Consider the following 15,300-nt stretch of genomic DNA (forward strand, 5'->3'; position numbering starts at 1 on the left):
CCCCACCCTCCGGTCGTGAACGGGCTGATGCTGCGCGGGGGCACGCCTTGCTGCATTGACGGCGATCAAAGGCACCCTGCCGCCACCGACAGGATCGGAAGCCGCTGACCTAGACCACCGCGAGCGGCCGGTGCTCCGCACCGCGCAGCCTGCTGACAGCCGCGAACTGGCTGAGGAACACCTCGCCCGTCAGCTGGTCGAGGAAATCGGAGCGCCGCAGTCGGTCCATGACCGGCCCCTTCACCTCGCTCAGATGAAAGGCGATGCCGGCATCGGCGAGGCGGCGGTTGATCTCCTCGAGGCTGGCGAGCGCGCTCGCGTCGATCTCGTTGACGGCCGGGCACATCAGCACGATGTGGCGGACCTGCGGCCGCTCCGCCACCAGTTGCGCGATCCGGTCCTCCAGATAGCGGCTGTTGGCGAAATAGAGGCTCTCGTCGACGCGCAGCGAGAGGATGTGCGGCTCCGTCAGCACCCTATGGCGCGCGACATTGCGGAAATGCTCCGTGCCCGGCACCTGGCCGACGATGGCCATGTGCGGCCTGCTCGAGCGATAGAGAAAAAGGAAGAGCGACAGACCGACGCCCGCCACGACGCCGGGCTCCACGCCGAGGGACAGCGTGACGACGATGGTCGCCGCCATCGCCGTGAAATCGGCCCGCGAATAGGCGAACACATGGCGGATCGCCCGGATGTCGACGAGCGAAAGCACGGCGACGATGATGGTCGCGGCGAGCGTCGCCTGCGGCAGGGCCGCAAGGAACGGCGTGAGAAAGAGGGTCGCAACCGCGATGCCGACGGCCGTGAACACGCCCGCCGCCGGCGTCTCGGCCCCCGCATCGAAATTGACGACCGAGCGGGCGAAGCCGCCCGTCACCGGATAGCCCGCCGACAGGCCGGCCGCGATATTGGCGGCCCCGAGCCCGATCAGCTCCTGGTCCGGCACGATGCGCTGGCGCCGCTTGGCGGCGAGCGTCTGCGCGACGGAGACGGATTCGACGAAGCCGATGATGCCGATCAGGAAGGCCGGCCCGGCGAGCTGCGCCAGAAGATCGAGCGATATGTCCGGCGCGGCGAGCGCCGGCAGCCCCTGCGGGATGGCGCCGACGAGCGCAACACCGTGCGCGGCAAGGTCGAGGCCCTTCGCCAGGAGGATCGTGACGGCGACGGCGAGGATCGGCGCGGCCTTGGTGAGGAGATCGGCCGCGCGCCGCCCGAGGCCGAGCCGGATCAGCAAGGGCTTCAACCGCGTGCGGGCGAAGAGCAGGAAGACAAGGACGCCGATCCCGATGGCGGCGGTATGGAGATTGACGCCCGCGGCGGCGCCGGCGAGCGCGGCGATGATGCCGGGCAGCGTGTCGCCGCCGGCCGGAACCCCGAGGATGTGCTTGAGCTGGCTCGCCGCGATCAGGATGCCGGAGGCGGTGATGAATCCGGAGATCACCGGATGGCTCAGGAAATTGGCGAGGAAACCGAGCCGCAGGAGCCCCATCAGCACCAGCATCGCGCCGGAGAGGAGGGCCAGCGCCGCGGCCGCCGTCAGATAGCCCGCCGTCCCCTGCGCCACGATCTCGCCGACGGCCGAGGCGGTCATGAGCGAGACGACGGCGACAGGCCCGACGGCGAGCGTGCGGCTGGTGCCGAACAGCGCATAGGCGACGAGCGGCAGGATCGACGCATAGAGGCCGACTTCCGGCGGCAGGCCGGCGAGCATGGCATAGGCCAGCGACTGCGGAATGAGCATGATCGTGACGATCAGCGCCGCCACGAGGTCGCTCACGAGGCTGGCGCGGTCATAGGCCCGGCCCCACGCCAGGAGCGGCAGGTAGCGTTCAAGCCTTGCTGCGGCGCTGCGCATGGTTGCCTCGCTCCGGAAGACCGTCAGGCGGCGCGCGACCGGGCCCGCCCGGCAAGGCCGCCGCGGACGAAACGCGCCAGCGCGATGCCGGCGAGCATCGAGCCGACGAAGACGAGCGCGCTCGGCTGCCCGAGGCCGAGCGCCGGCACGGCGCCGCCCGGGCAGAAGCCGGTGATGCCCCAGCCGATGCCGAACACGGCCGCGCCGGAAACGAGCGGCAGGTCGATCCGCCGCGCCGTCGGCAGATGGAAGGTCTCTTCGAGGAGCGGGCGCGGCCGCCGCAGCACGAGACGGTAGCCGACCGCCGTGACGACGAGGGCGCCGCCCATCACCAAGGCGAGCGACGGATCCCATGATCCGGCAAGGTCGAAGAAGTTGAGCACCTTGGCCGGGTTGATCATGCCCGACACGGCGATGCCGGTGCCGAAGACGAGGCCGGCGAGAAGGGCGAGGACGATGCGCGCCATCACAAGCCTCCCAGGACGTGGCGGATGACGAAGACGGTGGCGGCGGTCGAGGCCATGAAGGTCACCGTTGCCGCCATCGAGCGCGGCGACAGGCGGGCGAGCCCGCACACGCCGTGTCCGGAGGTGCAGCCGGAGGCGAAATGGACGCCGATGCCCACGACGAGCCCGCCCACGACGAGCCAGAGGGCCGGCACGCCGCTCTCGAAGGCGATGGCGGACCGGCCCGCCAGCGCGACAATCAGCGCCGGCGCGCCGATGGCCCCGGCGATGAAGGCCGCGCGCCAGGCCCAGTCGGCCGCGAGCGGCGGCAAGAGGCCGGCGAGGATGCCCGTCATGCCCGCGATGCGGCCATGGACGGCCATGAGGAGAACGGCCGCAAGGCCGATCATCGTGCCCCCGAGGAAGGAGGCGACGGGCGTGAACTCTGTCATGGGTCGATCTCGTGTCAGGCCGGCGAACGCCGGCGCGGCGCACCGGTCTCGCAGAACAGCCGGTGCATGGTCTCGATGAAGGCCTGGACGCGTGGATCCGCGAGCCGGTAGAAGACGTGCTTGCCCTCCTTGCGGCCGGTGACGAGGCCGGCTTCGCGCAGTTCCGCGATCTGCTGCGACAGGCCCGGCTGCCGGATGCCGAGCGTCTCCTCGAGGTCGCGCACGGAGCGCTCGCCCTCGACGAGCGCGCAGCAGACCAGCAGGCGGTCTGGGTTCGACATCTTCTTCAGGAAGGCGGACGCATCGCCCACCTTCTCCTTCATGTCGGACAACTCGTCGAAGGGCCTTTCCGTCACGGACCTCACTCCCACGCCGCGCCCTCGAGGAGGTCGAGCGGGATTTTGAGATAGCGCCGCCCGTTGCCTTCCGGCTCCGGCAGGCGCCCGCCATTGGTGTTGATCTGCAGCGACTGCAGGATCAGCTTGGGCATGGGCAGGGTCCTGTCGCGCGCTTCACGGGCGGCGACGAAGGCCTCCTCGGTTCTGAATTCCGAGATATGGATGTTCTTCGCCTTCTGCTCGGCGACGGTCGATTCCCAGCGCGGCTCGCGGCCGCCCGGCTGGTAGTCGTGGCCGGTGAAGATGCGGGTCTCGTCCGGCAGCGCCAGGATGTCCTGGATCGAGCGCCACAGCACCCTGGCGCTGCCGCCGGGAAAATCCGCACGCGCGGTGCCGCTGTCCGGCATGAACAGCGTGTCGTGCACGAAGGCCGCATCGCCGATGACATAGGTGATCGAAGCGAGCGTGTGGCCGGGCGAGAACATCACCCGCGCGTCGATGCTGCCCACCTTGAAGGTGTCGCCGTCGGCGAAGAGCCGGTCCCACTGCGAGCCGTCGGCCGGAAAGTCCGGCCAGTTGTAGAAGCCCTTCCAGAGCTTCTGGACCTCCGTCACCTTCGCGCCGATGGCCGTCGGGGCGCCCGTCTTCTCCTTGAGATAGGCCGCGGCCGAGAAATGGTCGGCATGGGGATGGGTGTCGAGGATCCACTCGACCTCGTAGCCCTTCTCCCTGATGAAGGCGAGGATGCGATCGGCGTTCTTCGAGGCCGTCTGGCCCGACTTCTCGTCGAAGTCGAAGACGGGATCGACGATCGCGCATTTCCTCGTCTGCGGGTCGGCAACGACATACTGGACCGACCAGGTGCGAGGATCGAAGAAGCCGGTCACTTCGGGTTGCTGCGCCATGGCTGTTCCTTTCCTGATACGCGTCTGAGGGCCGGTGTCCGGCACGCCCCTTGTCGTCAGCCAGCCGACTGCGGCGGAGAGATCGAAGCCGCGCTCGGCCCCGAAGGGAACAAGATCGCACTTCGCCATCCGGCCATCGAGTACTTCGCCGATGGCCCAGAGCGTGAGGGAACGCGTCCCCGAGCGGCAGAAGGCGAGGACCGGGCCCCGGCTGGCGGCCAAGGCCCGCTGGAAGGCCCGCACCGTGTCCTCGCCGATGTCGGTGCCGACAACCGGCAGGTGAATGCTGGCGAGCCCGGCCCGCCGCGCCGCCGTGGCGATCGCTTCAGCCTCCGGCTGGCACGGAGCCTCGCCATCCGGCCTGTTGTTGACGATGGCCGCGAAGCCGGCGGCGGCGAGCGTTTCGACGTCCTCGGGCCGGATCTGCTCGCCGACGGCAAGGGCTTCGGTGATCCAGACGCGCTTCACCTGCGCTCTCCCGTGACAGGACAGGTGTTGACGCCAAGGATCGTGTAGAGCGGGCAGACCGAGAACAGGCCCGTCAGCAACGGAACGAAACCGAGGAGCCCCCACCAGCGCGCATCGCTTTCGACGAAGGCGGCGAGCGACAGCAGCGCGAGGCCGACGATGATCCGGACCGCCCGGTCGATGCCTCCGATATTCCTCGTCATGATCATGCCCTTTCGCGTGAAGGCCATCGCCTTCGGTTGACACTTTCACGATAACGATTGCGACTATTTGCAATCGTTAAGGTATAAAAAACCCCGCGCACCCGAGGGGCGCAGGCCGGCGTCCCGTCTCGACGTCCCGCTCCGGCCGCGGCGGTCAGCACCACCGTCAGCCCACTCCGCAGTCCCGCTCAGCCCTCCGCGCCCGCGGCCTCCGGCACCTGAGGCTCGCAGAAGGACTGGTAGAGGGCGACCAGGATCGCCCGCGCCGGTTCGCTCTCGATCCGGTACCAGATCGTCTGCCCGTCCCGCCGGCCGGCGATCAGCCGGTCACGGCGCAGGAGCGCCAGGTGCTGCGACACGGTGGAGTCCCGGATACCCAGGAACTCCGCGAGCTGGCCGACCGACTTCTCCCCGTCGATGAGCTGGCACAGGATCAACAGGCGATGCCGGTTGGCCAGGGCCTTGAGAAGCTCGCTGGCCTCGTCCGCAGCCCGCTGCATGGTTTGGCTGTCGATGTTCATTGCTGCGAATCTACGATAATTCGAATATACGTGTCAAGACGAGATTTGCATCGTCCCGATCACGCCGAGGGTAGCATCAGGACTGACGGGCCGGACGTTGTCCGCCCTCAACGTTCAGCCGCCTTTCATCGCGATGGGTTCTGCGAGGGCCGCGCGTGCCATCTCGCCCACGGCGAGCTCGATCGGCGCGCTCTCGCCGTCGCCGATCGCCCAGGCGGCCGACAGGCCGCACCAGGCGAGGATCCATTTGAGAAGCCTGCGCCGCTCGATCCGCGCAGCCTCGCTGACGATGGCGAGGCGGCGCGCGAAGATGTCGGGCCGCCGGGCGAGATGAATGGCCGGATCGCCGAGATCCGGGTCGCAGAAGAGGATGGCATATTCGAAGCTGCGCTCGCCGACGAGGCGCTTGGGATCGATGGCGAGCCAGCCGCGCGCCCCGAAATCGAGGATATTGTCGTGGTGGAGGTCGCCGTGCAGCGCCGTGATCTCGCGCTCGGACGCCAGCACTGCCTCGGCCGCCGCGGCGGCATGGGCGAAGAAGCCGCCGTGGGCCCGTGCTGCGGGGAAAAGGGGTGCGAACCACTCCGCGAGCGGCACGAGGCCGTCCGGCAGATTGCCGCGCGGGGCGTGGAGCCTCGCGGCCACCGCGCAGATGATCCGCGTCGCCTCATCGTCGCCGCCGTCGACGGCAAGGGGGAGAAGCGACCGGCTGCCCGGCGCCCGCTCCATGAGCAGCGCTCCGTCGGCGCGCGCCAGCACCCGCGCGGCACCGTCGCCGTCCCACCACTGCATGAGCCTGCCGCCATGCACCTCCTCGGCGTCGCGCGTCAGCTTGAGCATGGCCGGCACGCCATTCTGCAGCACGGGCAGGAGCAGGCTGGTATGCGTCATGACCGGCGGTCCGTCGGGGACAAGTCGCCAACGTTCGAGATATGCGGCGGGAAGCGGGGGTTCAGGTGACATCGAGGCAATGCCCATCCATGCAGCGGCCGAACGAGAGGCCGCAAATGGCATATACCCACGGCAAATGCGAGGGCCGGCAGGCGCGTGGAGCGCCGCCGAGCCCCCGAATCCGGAAGCCCGAACCGACGTCTACCAGTGCACCATCGGCAAGCCCGGCACCGGCGAGCGGAAATACGGGATCCTGTCCGCCCTCAGGCTGCCGATATAGACCGTCGACAGGTCGGGGCCGCCGAAGGTGATGCTGGCGAACCAGGGGGCGATGGTGCCGCCGGCCGCCAGCATCAGCTCGGGTGTCGCCTCATCGCGCGCAAAGGCCGCCATCAGCGCCCTGCCCGCGGCGCTGTCGTTGTCGTCGTCGAGGAGGATGCGCAGGTCGCCCCCGGGCGTGATGGCGAAGATGCGGTCCGTCATCACATGGGTGCCCCAGAGATTGCCGAAGGCGTCGAAGGCGATGCCGTCGATGAAGGCGCCGTGATCGGTCGGGCCGAAGATCTCGCGGTCGCTGAGGCTGCCGTCGTCGCCGACGCGCAGGCGCGTGACGCGCCGTCCGCAGGTCTCGGCCACGTAGAGCCATTCCTCGCGCGCATCGAGCCTGATCTCATTGGTGAAATGGAAGCCGTCGGCGACAACACGCAATCGGCCGCGGTCGTAGAGGGCGATGAAGCCGTCGGCGATGTTGGGGCTGATCGCCCGCATCCAGTTCTTCACCCGTGTCGAGATCGTCAGCCACAGGCGGTCGCGGCTGTCGCGCAGGACGAAATTGACCTTGCCGATGGGCTCGCCGTCGATGCTGTCGACGAGGGTGCGCGTCTCGCCGTCGCGCGTCATCACCTCGAGGCAGTCGGTGCCGAAGTTGGAGATGACGATGTCGCCGTCGCGGGCGAAGGCGAGGCCGTTCGGCAGGGTGCCGGCGACGAAGCGGGTCTCCTCGTCGGCCGCCGTGGCGAAGCCCTCCGCGACGCGCTGGGTGACGAGGCGCTGCGTGCCGTCGGGCCGGATGTGCACGACGCCGCCGCGCGCATCCGCCGACCACAGCGAGCCGTCGCGCTCCGCAAGGATGCATTCGGGCCGCTGCAGCCCTTCGCCGACATAGCGGATGGCCGCGCGGTCGACGATGAAGCCGTCGATGGGGTTGGGGCGCATCACGGCCAACCTCAGAAGCCGACCCTGTCGCCGCCCTTCAGCGCGAGCATCTCGCGCGCCTCTGCCGGCGTCGCGATGTCGAGGCCGAGTTCCTCGAGGATGCGGCGGATCTTCGCCACCTGCTCGGCATTGCTCGCGGCGAGCTTGCCCTTGCCGATATAGAGGCTGTCCTCGAGGCCGACGCGCACCGAGCCGCCGAGCATCGCCGCCTGGGTGGCGAAGGGGATCTGGTGGCGTCCCGCGGCCAGCACCGACCAGCGGTAGTCGTCGCCGAAGAGCTTGTCCGCCGTGCGCTTCATGAAGGAGAGGTTGTCCGGATCGGCGCCGATGCCGCCGAGGATGCCGAAGATCATCTGGATGAAGAACGGCGGCTTGAGGAGCCCCCGGTCGACGAAATGAGCGACGTTGTAGAGATGGCCGACGTCGTAGCACTCGTGCTCGAAGCGCGTGCCGTGCTCCTCGCCGAGCATCTTCAGGATGCGCTCGATATCGCGGAAGGTGTTGCGGAAGATGAAGTCGTCCGTGCCGCGCAGATAGGGCTCCTCCCAGTCGAACTTCCAGCTCTTGTAGCGGTCGGCGAGCGGATAGATGCCGAAGTTCATCGAGCCCATGTTGAGCGAGCACATCTCGGGCCGTGCCTGGAGCGGAGCGGCGAGACGCTGCTCGACCGTCATGTTGAGGCCGCCGCCGGTGGTGATATTCACCACCGCGTCCGTCGCCTGCTTGATGCGCGGCAGGAACTGCATGAACACGGCCGGATCCGGCGTCGGGCGCCCGTCCTCCGGGTCGCGGGCGTGCAGGTGGAGGATGGCGGCGCCCGCCTCTGCCGCGGCGATCGCCTGTTCGGCGATGTCCTGCGGGCGATACGGCAGGGCGTCCGACATCGTGGGCGTATGAATGCCGCCCGTCACCGCGCAGGTGATGATGACCTTGGCGGCGGCCTTCTTCGCCGGAGTGGCTGTCTGCTGCGGCGTTATCTGCTGCGACATGGGACGTGTCCTCGTTCTAGCGGGCCTCATCAGTCCTCAAAGATCGCGACGGCGCGCGTGAAACCGGCGGAGGCGCCGCGGATCTTGAAGGGGAAGCAGGCGATGGTGAAACCGGTGGGCGGCAGCTGGTCGAGGTTCGCCAGCTTCTCGATGTGGCAATAGGCCCGCTCCATCCCGGCGCGGTGCCCCTCCCAGATGATCGAGGGGTCGTGCTCGACGGCGAAGCGCCTTGCCGTGTGCACGAAGGGCGCATCCCAGCTCCAGGCATCGGTGCCGGTGATGCGCACGCCCCGCTCCGTCAGATAGAGCGTCGCCTCGCGCCCCATGCCGCAGCCGGAGGAGACGTAGTCCGCCTCGCCGTAGCGCGCGCCGGCCGAGGTGTTGACGACGACGATGTCGAGCGGGCGCAGCCGATGGCCGATGCGGGCGAGCTCCGCCTCCACCTCGGCGGCGCTGACGACATGGCCGTCCGGCAGGTGGCGGAAGTCGAGCTTCACGCCCGGGTTGAAGCACCATTCGAGCGGCACCTCGTCGATGGTGATGGCCCGCTTGCCGCCGTCCATGGTCGAATGGAAATGGTAGGGCGCGTCGAGGTGGGTGCCGTTGTGGGTGGAGATCGCGAGCCGCTCGATGGCCCAGCCCTCGCCGCCCGGCAGGTCGGCGACGGTGGCCCCGGGGAAGAAGCCCGCCATGTCGGCGGCCGTCGCGCGGTGGTCGAGATAGTCGATCGACGGCAGGTGGCCCGGCGGGTCCGAGGCGATGCCGGTCTCGAGAGCGACGGAAAGGTCGACGATGCGTCGGGCCATGGCTTGACGTCCCTGGTGCGTTCTTGAGGTCAGCGTCCGACGAGGCCCGTGGCGAGACCCGGAAAGACGAGGATAAGGGCGATGACGGCGAGCATGATCGCCGCGAAGGGCGCCGATCCGGCGAAGATCTCGCCGAGCTTCAGCGTCCTGTCCGGCGAGGTGCCCTTGATGACGTAGACGGACAGGCCGAAGGGCGGCGTCAGCAGGCCGACCTCGACGGCGAGCACGGTGATGATGCCGAACCAGATCGGATCGATGGCGAGCGCCTTCATGATCGGCATGAAGAGCGGGATGACGATGAGCATGATGGAGGAGCTGTCGAGCAGCATGCCCATGGCGATGACGAGGGCGACATAGGCGAGGACGATGCCCCAGTAGCCGATGTCGCTCGCCGCGATCATCCCGCTCAACGCCTCCGGCAGGCCGCTCAGCGACAGCATGCGCGAATACATGCTGGCGGCGATGATGAGGAAGCAGATGGCCGCCGTCACCTGGCCGGTGTCGGTCAGCACGCGCCAGATGCGCCCGGGCGGCAGGGCGCGGCGGGCAAAGCCGATGAGGACGGCGCCGAGCGCGCCCACGGCGCCGGCCTCCGTCGGCGTGAAGAAGCCGCCGTAGATACCGCCGAGCACGAGCGCGATGAGGAGGACGATAGGCGCCGCCTTGCCCGTCATCGCGATGGCCGAGAGCGGCGTCACCTCCTCCGAGATCTCACCGCCGGCGAAGGCGGGCCAGCGCCGCGCCATCACATAGACGCCGATGCCGAAGGCGATGGCGAGAATGATGCCCGGCACCACCCCGGCCAGGAAGAGGTCGCCGACCGACTGTTCCGTCAGCACGCCGTAGAGGATGAGCAGCAGGCTCGGCGGGATGAGCATGCCGAGCACGGAGCTGCCGGCGACGATGCCGTAGGCGAAGCGCTTGGAATAGCCGTGCCGCAGCATCTCCGGCACGGCAACACGCGTGAACACGGCGGCCGAGGCGATGGAGATGCCCGTGATCGCGGCGAAGATCGCATTGGCGCCGACGGTGGCGATGCCGAGCCCGCCCTTCACGCGTCCTATCAATCGGTTGGCGACGTCGAAGGCGTCGCGCCCGATATCGGCCTGCGAGACGACGAAGCCCATGAGCACGAAGAGCGGCACGACGCCGAAGATGTAGGATTCGATCGATTCCGTCGCGGCGAGCGCCAGCATGCGCCCCGACACGGCCATGTTGCCCTTCATGGCGAAGACGCCGAGGAAGGAGCACAGCGCGAGCGCCATGGCCACGTGCATGCCGGCATAGATGAGGCCGATCATGCCGACGAGCGCGAGGGCGCCGATGGCGAGGTCGCTCATGGGCGCGCCTCCTCGATGCTGCCCAGCCCTGCGGCGAAGAGCGCCGCGCGCCCCGCGCGCATCAGGAACTGCAGGCCGAGCGCCACCGTGCCGACGAGCATGACGAGCCGCACCGGCCAGATCGGGGCGGTGAAGTCGCCGATGGCGCCGACGAAGGTGTTGCGGGTGTAGGCGCGCTCGAAGAGCGGCATCAGTCCGTTGAAGAGCACGATGCACAAGCCGACGGCGAGAAGGCAGTAGATGACCTCGAGCCCGGCCCTGAGGCGCGGGGGCAGGCTTTCGATGAGGATCCCCGCGCGCGTCAGGCCGCCGAGCCTGAGGGCGTGCGGCACCTGCAGGAAGACGATGGCGACGATGGACATGGCGACGAGTTCCGGCACGCCGGAGATCGGTGCGTTGAACAATGCCCGGGAGAGGACGTCGGCATTGATGGCGAGCATGACGGCGACGATGAGCAACGTGCCGGCGGCATTCAGCACGGCAGTCGCCGCATCGAGCATGCGCACGAGGAATGCCTCGCCGAAGGGCAGGTCCTCGGCCTTGCCCTCGGCCCCTTCGACGGTCTCGGCCATGGATCGACCTCCTTGCGGGCGACAGCCGGCGCGCTCATCCGCGCCGGCTGTCCCGGGCCGTCAGTTCTTGCCCCAGTCGCGCGCGGGGGCGGCGCCGCCGTTGCGGACGGCCTGCATGTAGCGCTCCAGCACCTCGGCAGCCGGCAGCTTCTGCTGTTGCAGCTCCATCACCCAGGCCGTCGTCGGGTTCTCCATCACCTTGACGTAGGCCGCCTTCAGCGCCTCGGAATCGGCATTGATGATGCCGCCGTTGGCGGCCAGGTCCTTCAGCGCCTGCTCGGTCGCCTTGCGCAGGTCGTCGAGATAGGCCTTTTCGAACGCATCCGCGCCGGCGATGAGCGCCTTCTGCAGGGCCTCGGGCTGCGCCTCCCACCAGTCGCGGTTGGCGGCGATGCCGCCGGAATACTGGGCGCCGTAGCCGATACGCGTGATGTGCGGCGCCACCTCCTGGATCTTGGCGGGGACGGCGGCCGTGGCGAAGGTGACGACGCCGTCGTAGAGCCCGGTCTGCAAAGCGTTGTAATATTCGGTCAGGTTGCCGGCGACGCCGACGGCACCGGTGCCCTTCATCCAGTTCACCGAGGGGCCGGGCGTGCCGATCTTGCGGCCCTTGAGATCGTCCACGCTCTTGATGGGGAACTTGGTGAAGAGCAGGTAGTCGTCGAGGCCGAAGCCGCCGCCGAGATAGACGAGGTCGTTGTCTTCCCACGCCTTCATCATGGCGGGGACCTCCTTCTGCACCACCTGCACCGCCTCGGTGACGACGCCGGGGTCGGTGGAGACGAAGGGGGTGTAGTAGGTCACGTTCTGCAGGGGCAGCTTGGCCGGCTCGAAGATGGTCGGCACGAGTGCGATGTCGGCCACGCCCTCCTGGGTCGCCTCCAGCTCCTCGCCCACCTTGGCGAGCGAGCCGCCGTACTGCTGCTTCCAGTTGACGGTGATGCCGGAGCCTTCGAGCGCCTTGTCGACGGCGGGCACGAAGGTCTGCTGCAGGTGCTTGACCCAGCGGAACACCGGCGGGTGGCCGTTGACGAGCGTGATGGTGACGGTCTCGGCCTGCGCCAGCGAGGCGGAGGCGATAAGGGCCGCGAGCGCGGCAGCTGACAACATACGCACGGTTGACGTCTCCTCCTGAGGGATGGCGCCGGTTCGATCCGGTCTTCGGTTTGGGCTGAAACGGGTGTGGTCAGGCCCTCCCCCCGCGGGGCGGGGAAGGCGCGCCGGCGGTCTCGACGAGCCCGCGGATGCCGGCGGCGATGAAAGGCACGATGCGGGTCATGATGGCGTCGACATTGCCGTCGTCGCAGGCGCCGCCCGACAGGCGCCCGGCACGGCCGGTCGCCGCCATCATGGTCATGCCGACGCCGATGGCGAACATGTAGGCCCAGACCGCATCGGCCTCGCCGAGGCGCGGCTCGACGCGCCGGAAGGCCTCGATGAAGCGCAGGGCGATCGGGTCGTAGTGGGCGCCGATGAGGCTGCGCGAGCGCTCGTCGTCGGCATTGGCCGTGGCGGCGAGGATGCGCGAGAAGAGATTGCCGCCCTGCCCGCTGTGTCCTGCTTCCATGGTGGGGCGGAAGAGCGCCTCGATGAGATCCTCGAGCCGAGGCCCGGCATCGTCGCCGAAGAGGCTGTCCAGCCGCGCCGCCCGCTCGGCGTTGATGGCATCCGAGCGACGGGCGAACACCGCCTCGAACAGCTTTTCCTTCGAGCCGAAATGATAGTGCAGCAGGGCCTGGGCGACGCCCGCCCCGGTCGCGATCTGGCGCATGCTCGCCCCGTCGAAGCCGTGCAGCGCGAAGACCCGCTCGGCGGCGTCGAGAATGGCTGTGCTGGCGTTCGGTGCGGACATTGAGGCTCCCGGCGGAAAGTGCGCTCAGCATGCACTGACTGATCGAACAGTCAAGATGCCGAAAGAGCGATGCAGCCTCGCCTGCGGCTTCGCCGGGGTTCCGATCGGTGATAGAATTGAACATTCGCCCGATGGGCAGAAGCCACCGGGCGTCAACCGCTGCCGGAGGCTGCCATGGAGACGATCGTCCGCTGCAGCGAGGCCATGCGGACCTGCCCGCCCCGTCTGGTGCCGGCGCTGGCCGGCTGCCCGCGCTGCCGCACCATGGGCATGATCGCGTCGCCCGCTCCCGCTGCCTGCCCGACCTGCGGCAGCCCGTGGGTCGAGGTGAATGCCGACGGCAGCGAACGGAAGGGCCTGCGGCCTTAGAGCCGGTTCCGATCAGGTTGAAGCCCGATCGGAGAATCCGTCCCAGCCATCAAGAGAGCCCGGCGGCCCTCGGCTAACCGGCGTCGGCAGGAACGCCCGGTCCCCTCACCTCCACCGACGCCGAATCGGTTGCGGCGAGTGCCGCCTCGATGAGGCCGGTGCAATGGACCATCTGCCACGAGGCCCATTGCTCGAATTCCTCGACGAGATCGGGGGCGATGCCGGCAAGCCGGCCGCGTCCATCGGTGTGGAACCAGCCTTCACGCTGGGCCTCGTTCATCAGGCTGCCGATGTGGGCAGCCGAGACCTGGAAGCGCCGCGCGAGCTGCCGGTAGCTCAGCGAGCCCTCCACGGGGGACGGGGACAGGCCATCGAAATGGGCCGCGAACACCGCTGTCAGCAACAGGTAGCCGCTGTCGCGCTCTGCGAAATGCAGAACGCGCGGAAAGGGGTGGATGATGGTGCCGTGCGCAAGCACATAGGCGGCGGACCGGCGGATCACATCCCCGAGGAGATCGTGATTGTCCGCGAGCAGCGCAGCGCGCGCCTCGCCCCTGCCCGCAAGGGCATCCGACGCAGCGATGAACAGCCGCGCCGAGCGCCCGATTTCCGCGATCATCGGCGGAGCCGGCCGCAGGTGCTTGACCCGGCGATCGTTCGGTGAGGGCTCGGTGAGGATGAGGCGGCCGGACTTCAGGGCGGCCACGAACCCGGCCGTCTGCCGCTCACTGGCGCCGGAAACCTTCTGCAGGGCGGTGAGCGTCGGCGCCGGCCCCGCGCCCCAGATCCACGCGTAGTAGTTGTGGATCAGCATGTAGCAGACGATATAGCGGCCGATCTGGTCGAAGAGCTTGTAGACCGGCCAGTCGATGCGCGCCGGGCTGCTCATCCCCCGGCAATATGCGGCGAGCGCCGCGCGAAAGCCGGGATGCCGGCGCAGGCGCGCGGCAGCTTCCTCCAGCGCTGCGAGCTCTGCGGCGTCGGCGAGCGCCTCCCCCGAGAGCGGTCCCCGTTCGTCCTGCGATACAGCGCTCAAGCGTACCCCCGCCACCTACGGCACGTATGCTCAAAGTTTCTTAAAATATTCCATAAATGCAGCAACGATGAACGCAATATTATTTGCGATCCCGTCACTACATGCAAAGTTTGGGCATTCCAAGCCTGCACGCAACGTATAACAATCCGGCTATTGCCGGGTGCGATGCCGCGTCGATGCGGAGCCATGCGTGAGCGGGCCCCGCAGGCGCGGCGTGTCATGGCGGTCGCCTGGCGCAGGATCTCGGATCAATAGGGGGCGGAACATGTGCAATGATCCACGATGCGGGCACCGCCTGCACCTGTCGCGGCGGGGACTTTTGGCCGCCGGCGCCGCGACCTGGCTCGGCATGCAACTCGGCCCGGCCGTGGCCCAGACGGGCGCACCGCCCAATGCCATCGGGCCTGACGAGGCGCTGAAGCGGCTCGTCGACGGCAATGCCCGCTATGCGGCGAACACGGCCGCGAACAAGGACTTTTCCGCCGGCCGGGCGGCGCGGGCGGAGAGCCAGCACCCCTTCGCCGCAATCGTGAGCTGCGCCGATTCCCGCGTCGCGCCCGAGCTTGCCTTCGACCAGGGACCGGGCGAGCTCTTCGTCGTCCGCGTCGCCGGTAATTTCGTCAACACCGACGGGCTCGCCAGCCTGGAATACGGGGTGAAGTTCCTCGGCATTCCGCTCGTCATGGTCCTCGGCCACACCAATTGCGGCGCCGTCGACGCCACCATCAAGGTGCTGAAGGACAATGCCGAGCTGCCCGGCCACCTGCCGGAGCTCGTCAATTCCATCAAGCCGGCGGTGGAGGCGGCCAAGAAGGCAGGCGCCGACGACCTGCTCAACCGCGCCATCATCGAGAACGTGCGCCACAACGTGGCCGAGCTGAACAAGGCCGAGCCGATCGTCTCGCGGCTCGTCAGCGACGGCAAGGTCAAGGTCGTCGGCGGGCTCTATGATCTGGCGACCGGCAAGGTGGAACTCGTATAGGGGGGCGCCTGCGACGCCGCGGCTGCCGCACCTGTCGGGCGGCAGCCGCAGCCGTCC

At 68.6% G+C, this 15,300-nt stretch carries 18 protein-coding genes; 2 read left to right on the top strand and 16 right to left on the bottom strand.

The window, feature by feature from the left end:
* Window positions 1–109 precede the first annotated feature (109 nt).
* The 15 genes from AL346_RS24050 to AL346_RS24120 form a co-directional block, all read right to left on the bottom strand.
* Entirely contained in the window at window positions 110–1,858 is a 1,749-nt protein-coding gene (locus AL346_RS24050; protein ID WP_019400586.1) for a SulP family inorganic anion transporter, read from the bottom strand.
* Window positions 1,859–1,881: 23 nt separating this feature from the next.
* Complete coding sequence (locus tag AL346_RS24055; RefSeq protein ID WP_019400587.1) at window positions 1,882–2,325, bottom strand: DUF6691 family protein; 444 nt, start codon at window positions 2,323–2,325, stop codon at window positions 1,882–1,884.
* Window positions 2,325–2,756 carry a YeeE/YedE family protein gene (locus AL346_RS24060; protein ID WP_019400588.1) on the bottom strand — a complete coding sequence of 144 codons (432 nt, stop codon included), beginning with the start codon at window positions 2,754–2,756 and terminating at the stop codon, window positions 2,325–2,327. The genes AL346_RS24055 and AL346_RS24060 overlap by 1 nt, the downstream gene beginning before the upstream one ends.
* A gap of 14 nt (window positions 2,757–2,770) precedes the next feature.
* A complete protein-coding gene (locus tag AL346_RS24065) occupies window positions 2,771–3,079 on the bottom strand; it encodes a helix-turn-helix transcriptional regulator (protein WP_019400589.1) in 309 nt (102 codons plus the stop codon).
* A gap of 38 nt (window positions 3,080–3,117) precedes the next feature.
* Window positions 3,118–4,467, bottom strand: coding sequence for a bifunctional sulfur transferase/dioxygenase Blh (blh, locus tag AL346_RS24070; RefSeq protein WP_019400590.1), 1,350 nt, complete (start codon window positions 4,465–4,467; stop codon window positions 3,118–3,120).
* Complete coding sequence (locus tag AL346_RS24075; RefSeq protein WP_026014847.1) at window positions 4,464–4,670, bottom strand: DUF2892 domain-containing protein; 207 nt, start codon at window positions 4,668–4,670, stop codon at window positions 4,464–4,466. The genes blh and AL346_RS24075 overlap by 4 nt, the downstream gene beginning before the upstream one ends.
* Window positions 4,671–4,858: 188 nt before the next feature.
* The gene (locus AL346_RS24080) at window positions 4,859–5,191 is read right to left on the bottom strand and encodes a helix-turn-helix transcriptional regulator (protein WP_019400592.1); all 333 of its coding nucleotides are present in this window, start codon (window positions 5,189–5,191) and stop codon (window positions 4,859–4,861) included.
* A 114-nt stretch (window positions 5,192–5,305) separates the two neighbouring features.
* On the bottom strand, window positions 5,306–6,154 hold the full coding sequence (locus AL346_RS24085; RefSeq protein WP_040403518.1) for an aminoglycoside phosphotransferase family protein: 849 nt from the start codon (window positions 6,152–6,154) through the stop codon (window positions 5,306–5,308).
* A 129-nt stretch (window positions 6,155–6,283) separates the two neighbouring features.
* The gene (locus tag AL346_RS24090; RefSeq protein WP_085952971.1) at window positions 6,284–7,297 is read right to left on the bottom strand and encodes an SMP-30/gluconolactonase/LRE family protein; all 1,014 of its coding nucleotides are present in this window, start codon (window positions 7,295–7,297) and stop codon (window positions 6,284–6,286) included.
* 11 nt (window positions 7,298–7,308) lie between these two features.
* Window positions 7,309–8,286 carry a 3-keto-5-aminohexanoate cleavage protein gene (locus tag AL346_RS24095; RefSeq protein ID WP_019400595.1) on the bottom strand — a complete coding sequence of 326 codons (978 nt, stop codon included), beginning with the start codon at window positions 8,284–8,286 and terminating at the stop codon, window positions 7,309–7,311.
* 29 nt (window positions 8,287–8,315) lie between these two features.
* The gene (locus AL346_RS24100; RefSeq protein ID WP_053194221.1) at window positions 8,316–9,092 is read right to left on the bottom strand and encodes a cyclase family protein; all 777 of its coding nucleotides are present in this window, start codon (window positions 9,090–9,092) and stop codon (window positions 8,316–8,318) included.
* A 29-nt stretch (window positions 9,093–9,121) separates the two neighbouring features.
* Window positions 9,122–10,432 (bottom strand): TRAP transporter large permease, encoded by a 1,311-nt coding sequence (locus AL346_RS24105; protein ID WP_019400597.1) that lies wholly within the window; start codon window positions 10,430–10,432, stop codon window positions 9,122–9,124.
* Window positions 10,429–11,004, bottom strand: coding sequence for a TRAP transporter small permease subunit (locus AL346_RS24110; protein WP_019400598.1), 576 nt, complete (start codon window positions 11,002–11,004; stop codon window positions 10,429–10,431). The genes AL346_RS24105 and AL346_RS24110 overlap by 4 nt, the downstream gene beginning before the upstream one ends.
* Before the next feature lie 60 nt (window positions 11,005–11,064).
* Window positions 11,065–12,114, bottom strand: a complete 1,050-nt coding sequence (locus AL346_RS24115) for a C4-dicarboxylate TRAP transporter substrate-binding protein (RefSeq protein ID WP_053194223.1) — start codon at window positions 12,112–12,114, stop codon at window positions 11,065–11,067.
* A 76-nt stretch (window positions 12,115–12,190) separates the two neighbouring features.
* Complete coding sequence (locus AL346_RS24120) at window positions 12,191–12,856, bottom strand: TetR/AcrR family transcriptional regulator (protein WP_019400600.1); 666 nt, start codon at window positions 12,854–12,856, stop codon at window positions 12,191–12,193.
* A gap of 174 nt (window positions 12,857–13,030) precedes the next feature.
* Here AL346_RS24120 and AL346_RS24125 point away from each other — a divergent pair, with 174 nt between their 5' ends.
* On the top strand, window positions 13,031–13,225 hold the full coding sequence (locus tag AL346_RS24125; protein WP_019400601.1) for a hypothetical protein: 195 nt from the start codon (window positions 13,031–13,033) through the stop codon (window positions 13,223–13,225).
* 73 nt (window positions 13,226–13,298) lie between these two features.
* On the opposite strand, the gene AL346_RS24130 is transcribed toward AL346_RS24125, so the two are convergent.
* Complete coding sequence (locus tag AL346_RS24130; RefSeq protein ID WP_019400602.1) at window positions 13,299–14,261, bottom strand: hypothetical protein; 963 nt, start codon at window positions 14,259–14,261, stop codon at window positions 13,299–13,301.
* A gap of 265 nt (window positions 14,262–14,526) precedes the next feature.
* Between AL346_RS24130 and AL346_RS24135 the strand changes: the two genes are divergently transcribed.
* Window positions 14,527–15,243 carry a carbonic anhydrase gene (locus AL346_RS24135; RefSeq protein WP_026014849.1) on the top strand — a complete coding sequence of 239 codons (717 nt, stop codon included), beginning with the start codon at window positions 14,527–14,529 and terminating at the stop codon, window positions 15,241–15,243.
* Window positions 15,244–15,300: the final 57 nt, after the last annotated feature.

It is taken from the genome of Chelatococcus sp. CO-6, assembly GCF_001271345.1.
GTDB lineage: Bacteria > Pseudomonadota > Alphaproteobacteria > Rhizobiales > Beijerinckiaceae > Chelatococcus_A > Chelatococcus_A caeni.

What these genes read in the sequence shown, in the direction of transcription:
- AL346_RS24080 (WP_019400592.1), bottom strand. Translation starts at nt 5,191, where the DNA reads ATGAACATCGACAGCCAAACCATGCAGCGGGCTGCGGACGAGGCCAGC.
- AL346_RS24105 (WP_019400597.1), bottom strand. Translation starts at nt 10,432, where the DNA reads ATGAGCGACCTCGCCATCGGCGCCCTCGCGCTCGTCGGCATGATCGGC.
- AL346_RS24060 (WP_019400588.1), bottom strand. Translation starts at nt 2,756, where the DNA reads ATGACAGAGTTCACGCCCGTCGCCTCCTTCCTCGGGGGCACGATGATC.
- AL346_RS24085 (WP_040403518.1), bottom strand. Translation starts at nt 6,154, where the DNA reads ATGTCACCTGAACCCCCGCTTCCCGCCGCATATCTCGAACGTTGGCGA.
- AL346_RS24075 (WP_026014847.1), bottom strand. Translation starts at nt 4,670, where the DNA reads ATGACGAGGAATATCGGAGGCATCGACCGGGCGGTCCGGATCATCGTC.
- AL346_RS24055 (WP_019400587.1), bottom strand. Translation starts at nt 2,325, where the DNA reads ATGGCGCGCATCGTCCTCGCCCTTCTCGCCGGCCTCGTCTTCGGCACC.
- AL346_RS24050 (WP_019400586.1), bottom strand. Translation starts at nt 1,858, where the DNA reads ATGCGCAGCGCCGCAGCAAGGCTTGAACGCTACCTGCCGCTCCTGGCG.
- AL346_RS24065 (WP_019400589.1), bottom strand. Translation starts at nt 3,079, where the DNA reads ATGAAGGAGAAGGTGGGCGATGCGTCCGCCTTCCTGAAGAAGATGTCG.
- AL346_RS24095 (WP_019400595.1), bottom strand. Translation starts at nt 8,286, where the DNA reads ATGTCGCAGCAGATAACGCCGCAGCAGACAGCCACTCCGGCGAAGAAG.
- AL346_RS24120 (WP_019400600.1), bottom strand. Translation starts at nt 12,856, where the DNA reads ATGTCCGCACCGAACGCCAGCACAGCCATTCTCGACGCCGCCGAGCGG.
- AL346_RS24115 (WP_053194223.1), bottom strand. Translation starts at nt 12,114, where the DNA reads ATGTTGTCAGCTGCCGCGCTCGCGGCCCTTATCGCCTCCGCCTCGCTG.
- AL346_RS24135 (WP_026014849.1), top strand. Translation starts at nt 14,527, where the DNA reads ATGTGCAATGATCCACGATGCGGGCACCGCCTGCACCTGTCGCGGCGG.
- AL346_RS24110 (WP_019400598.1), bottom strand. Translation starts at nt 11,004, where the DNA reads ATGGCCGAGACCGTCGAAGGGGCCGAGGGCAAGGCCGAGGACCTGCCC.
- AL346_RS24090 (WP_085952971.1), bottom strand. Translation starts at nt 7,297, where the DNA reads ATGCGCCCCAACCCCATCGACGGCTTCATCGTCGACCGCGCGGCCATC.
- AL346_RS24100 (WP_053194221.1), bottom strand. Translation starts at nt 9,092, where the DNA reads ATGGCCCGACGCATCGTCGACCTTTCCGTCGCTCTCGAGACCGGCATC.
- AL346_RS24125 (WP_019400601.1), top strand. Translation starts at nt 13,031, where the DNA reads ATGGAGACGATCGTCCGCTGCAGCGAGGCCATGCGGACCTGCCCGCCC.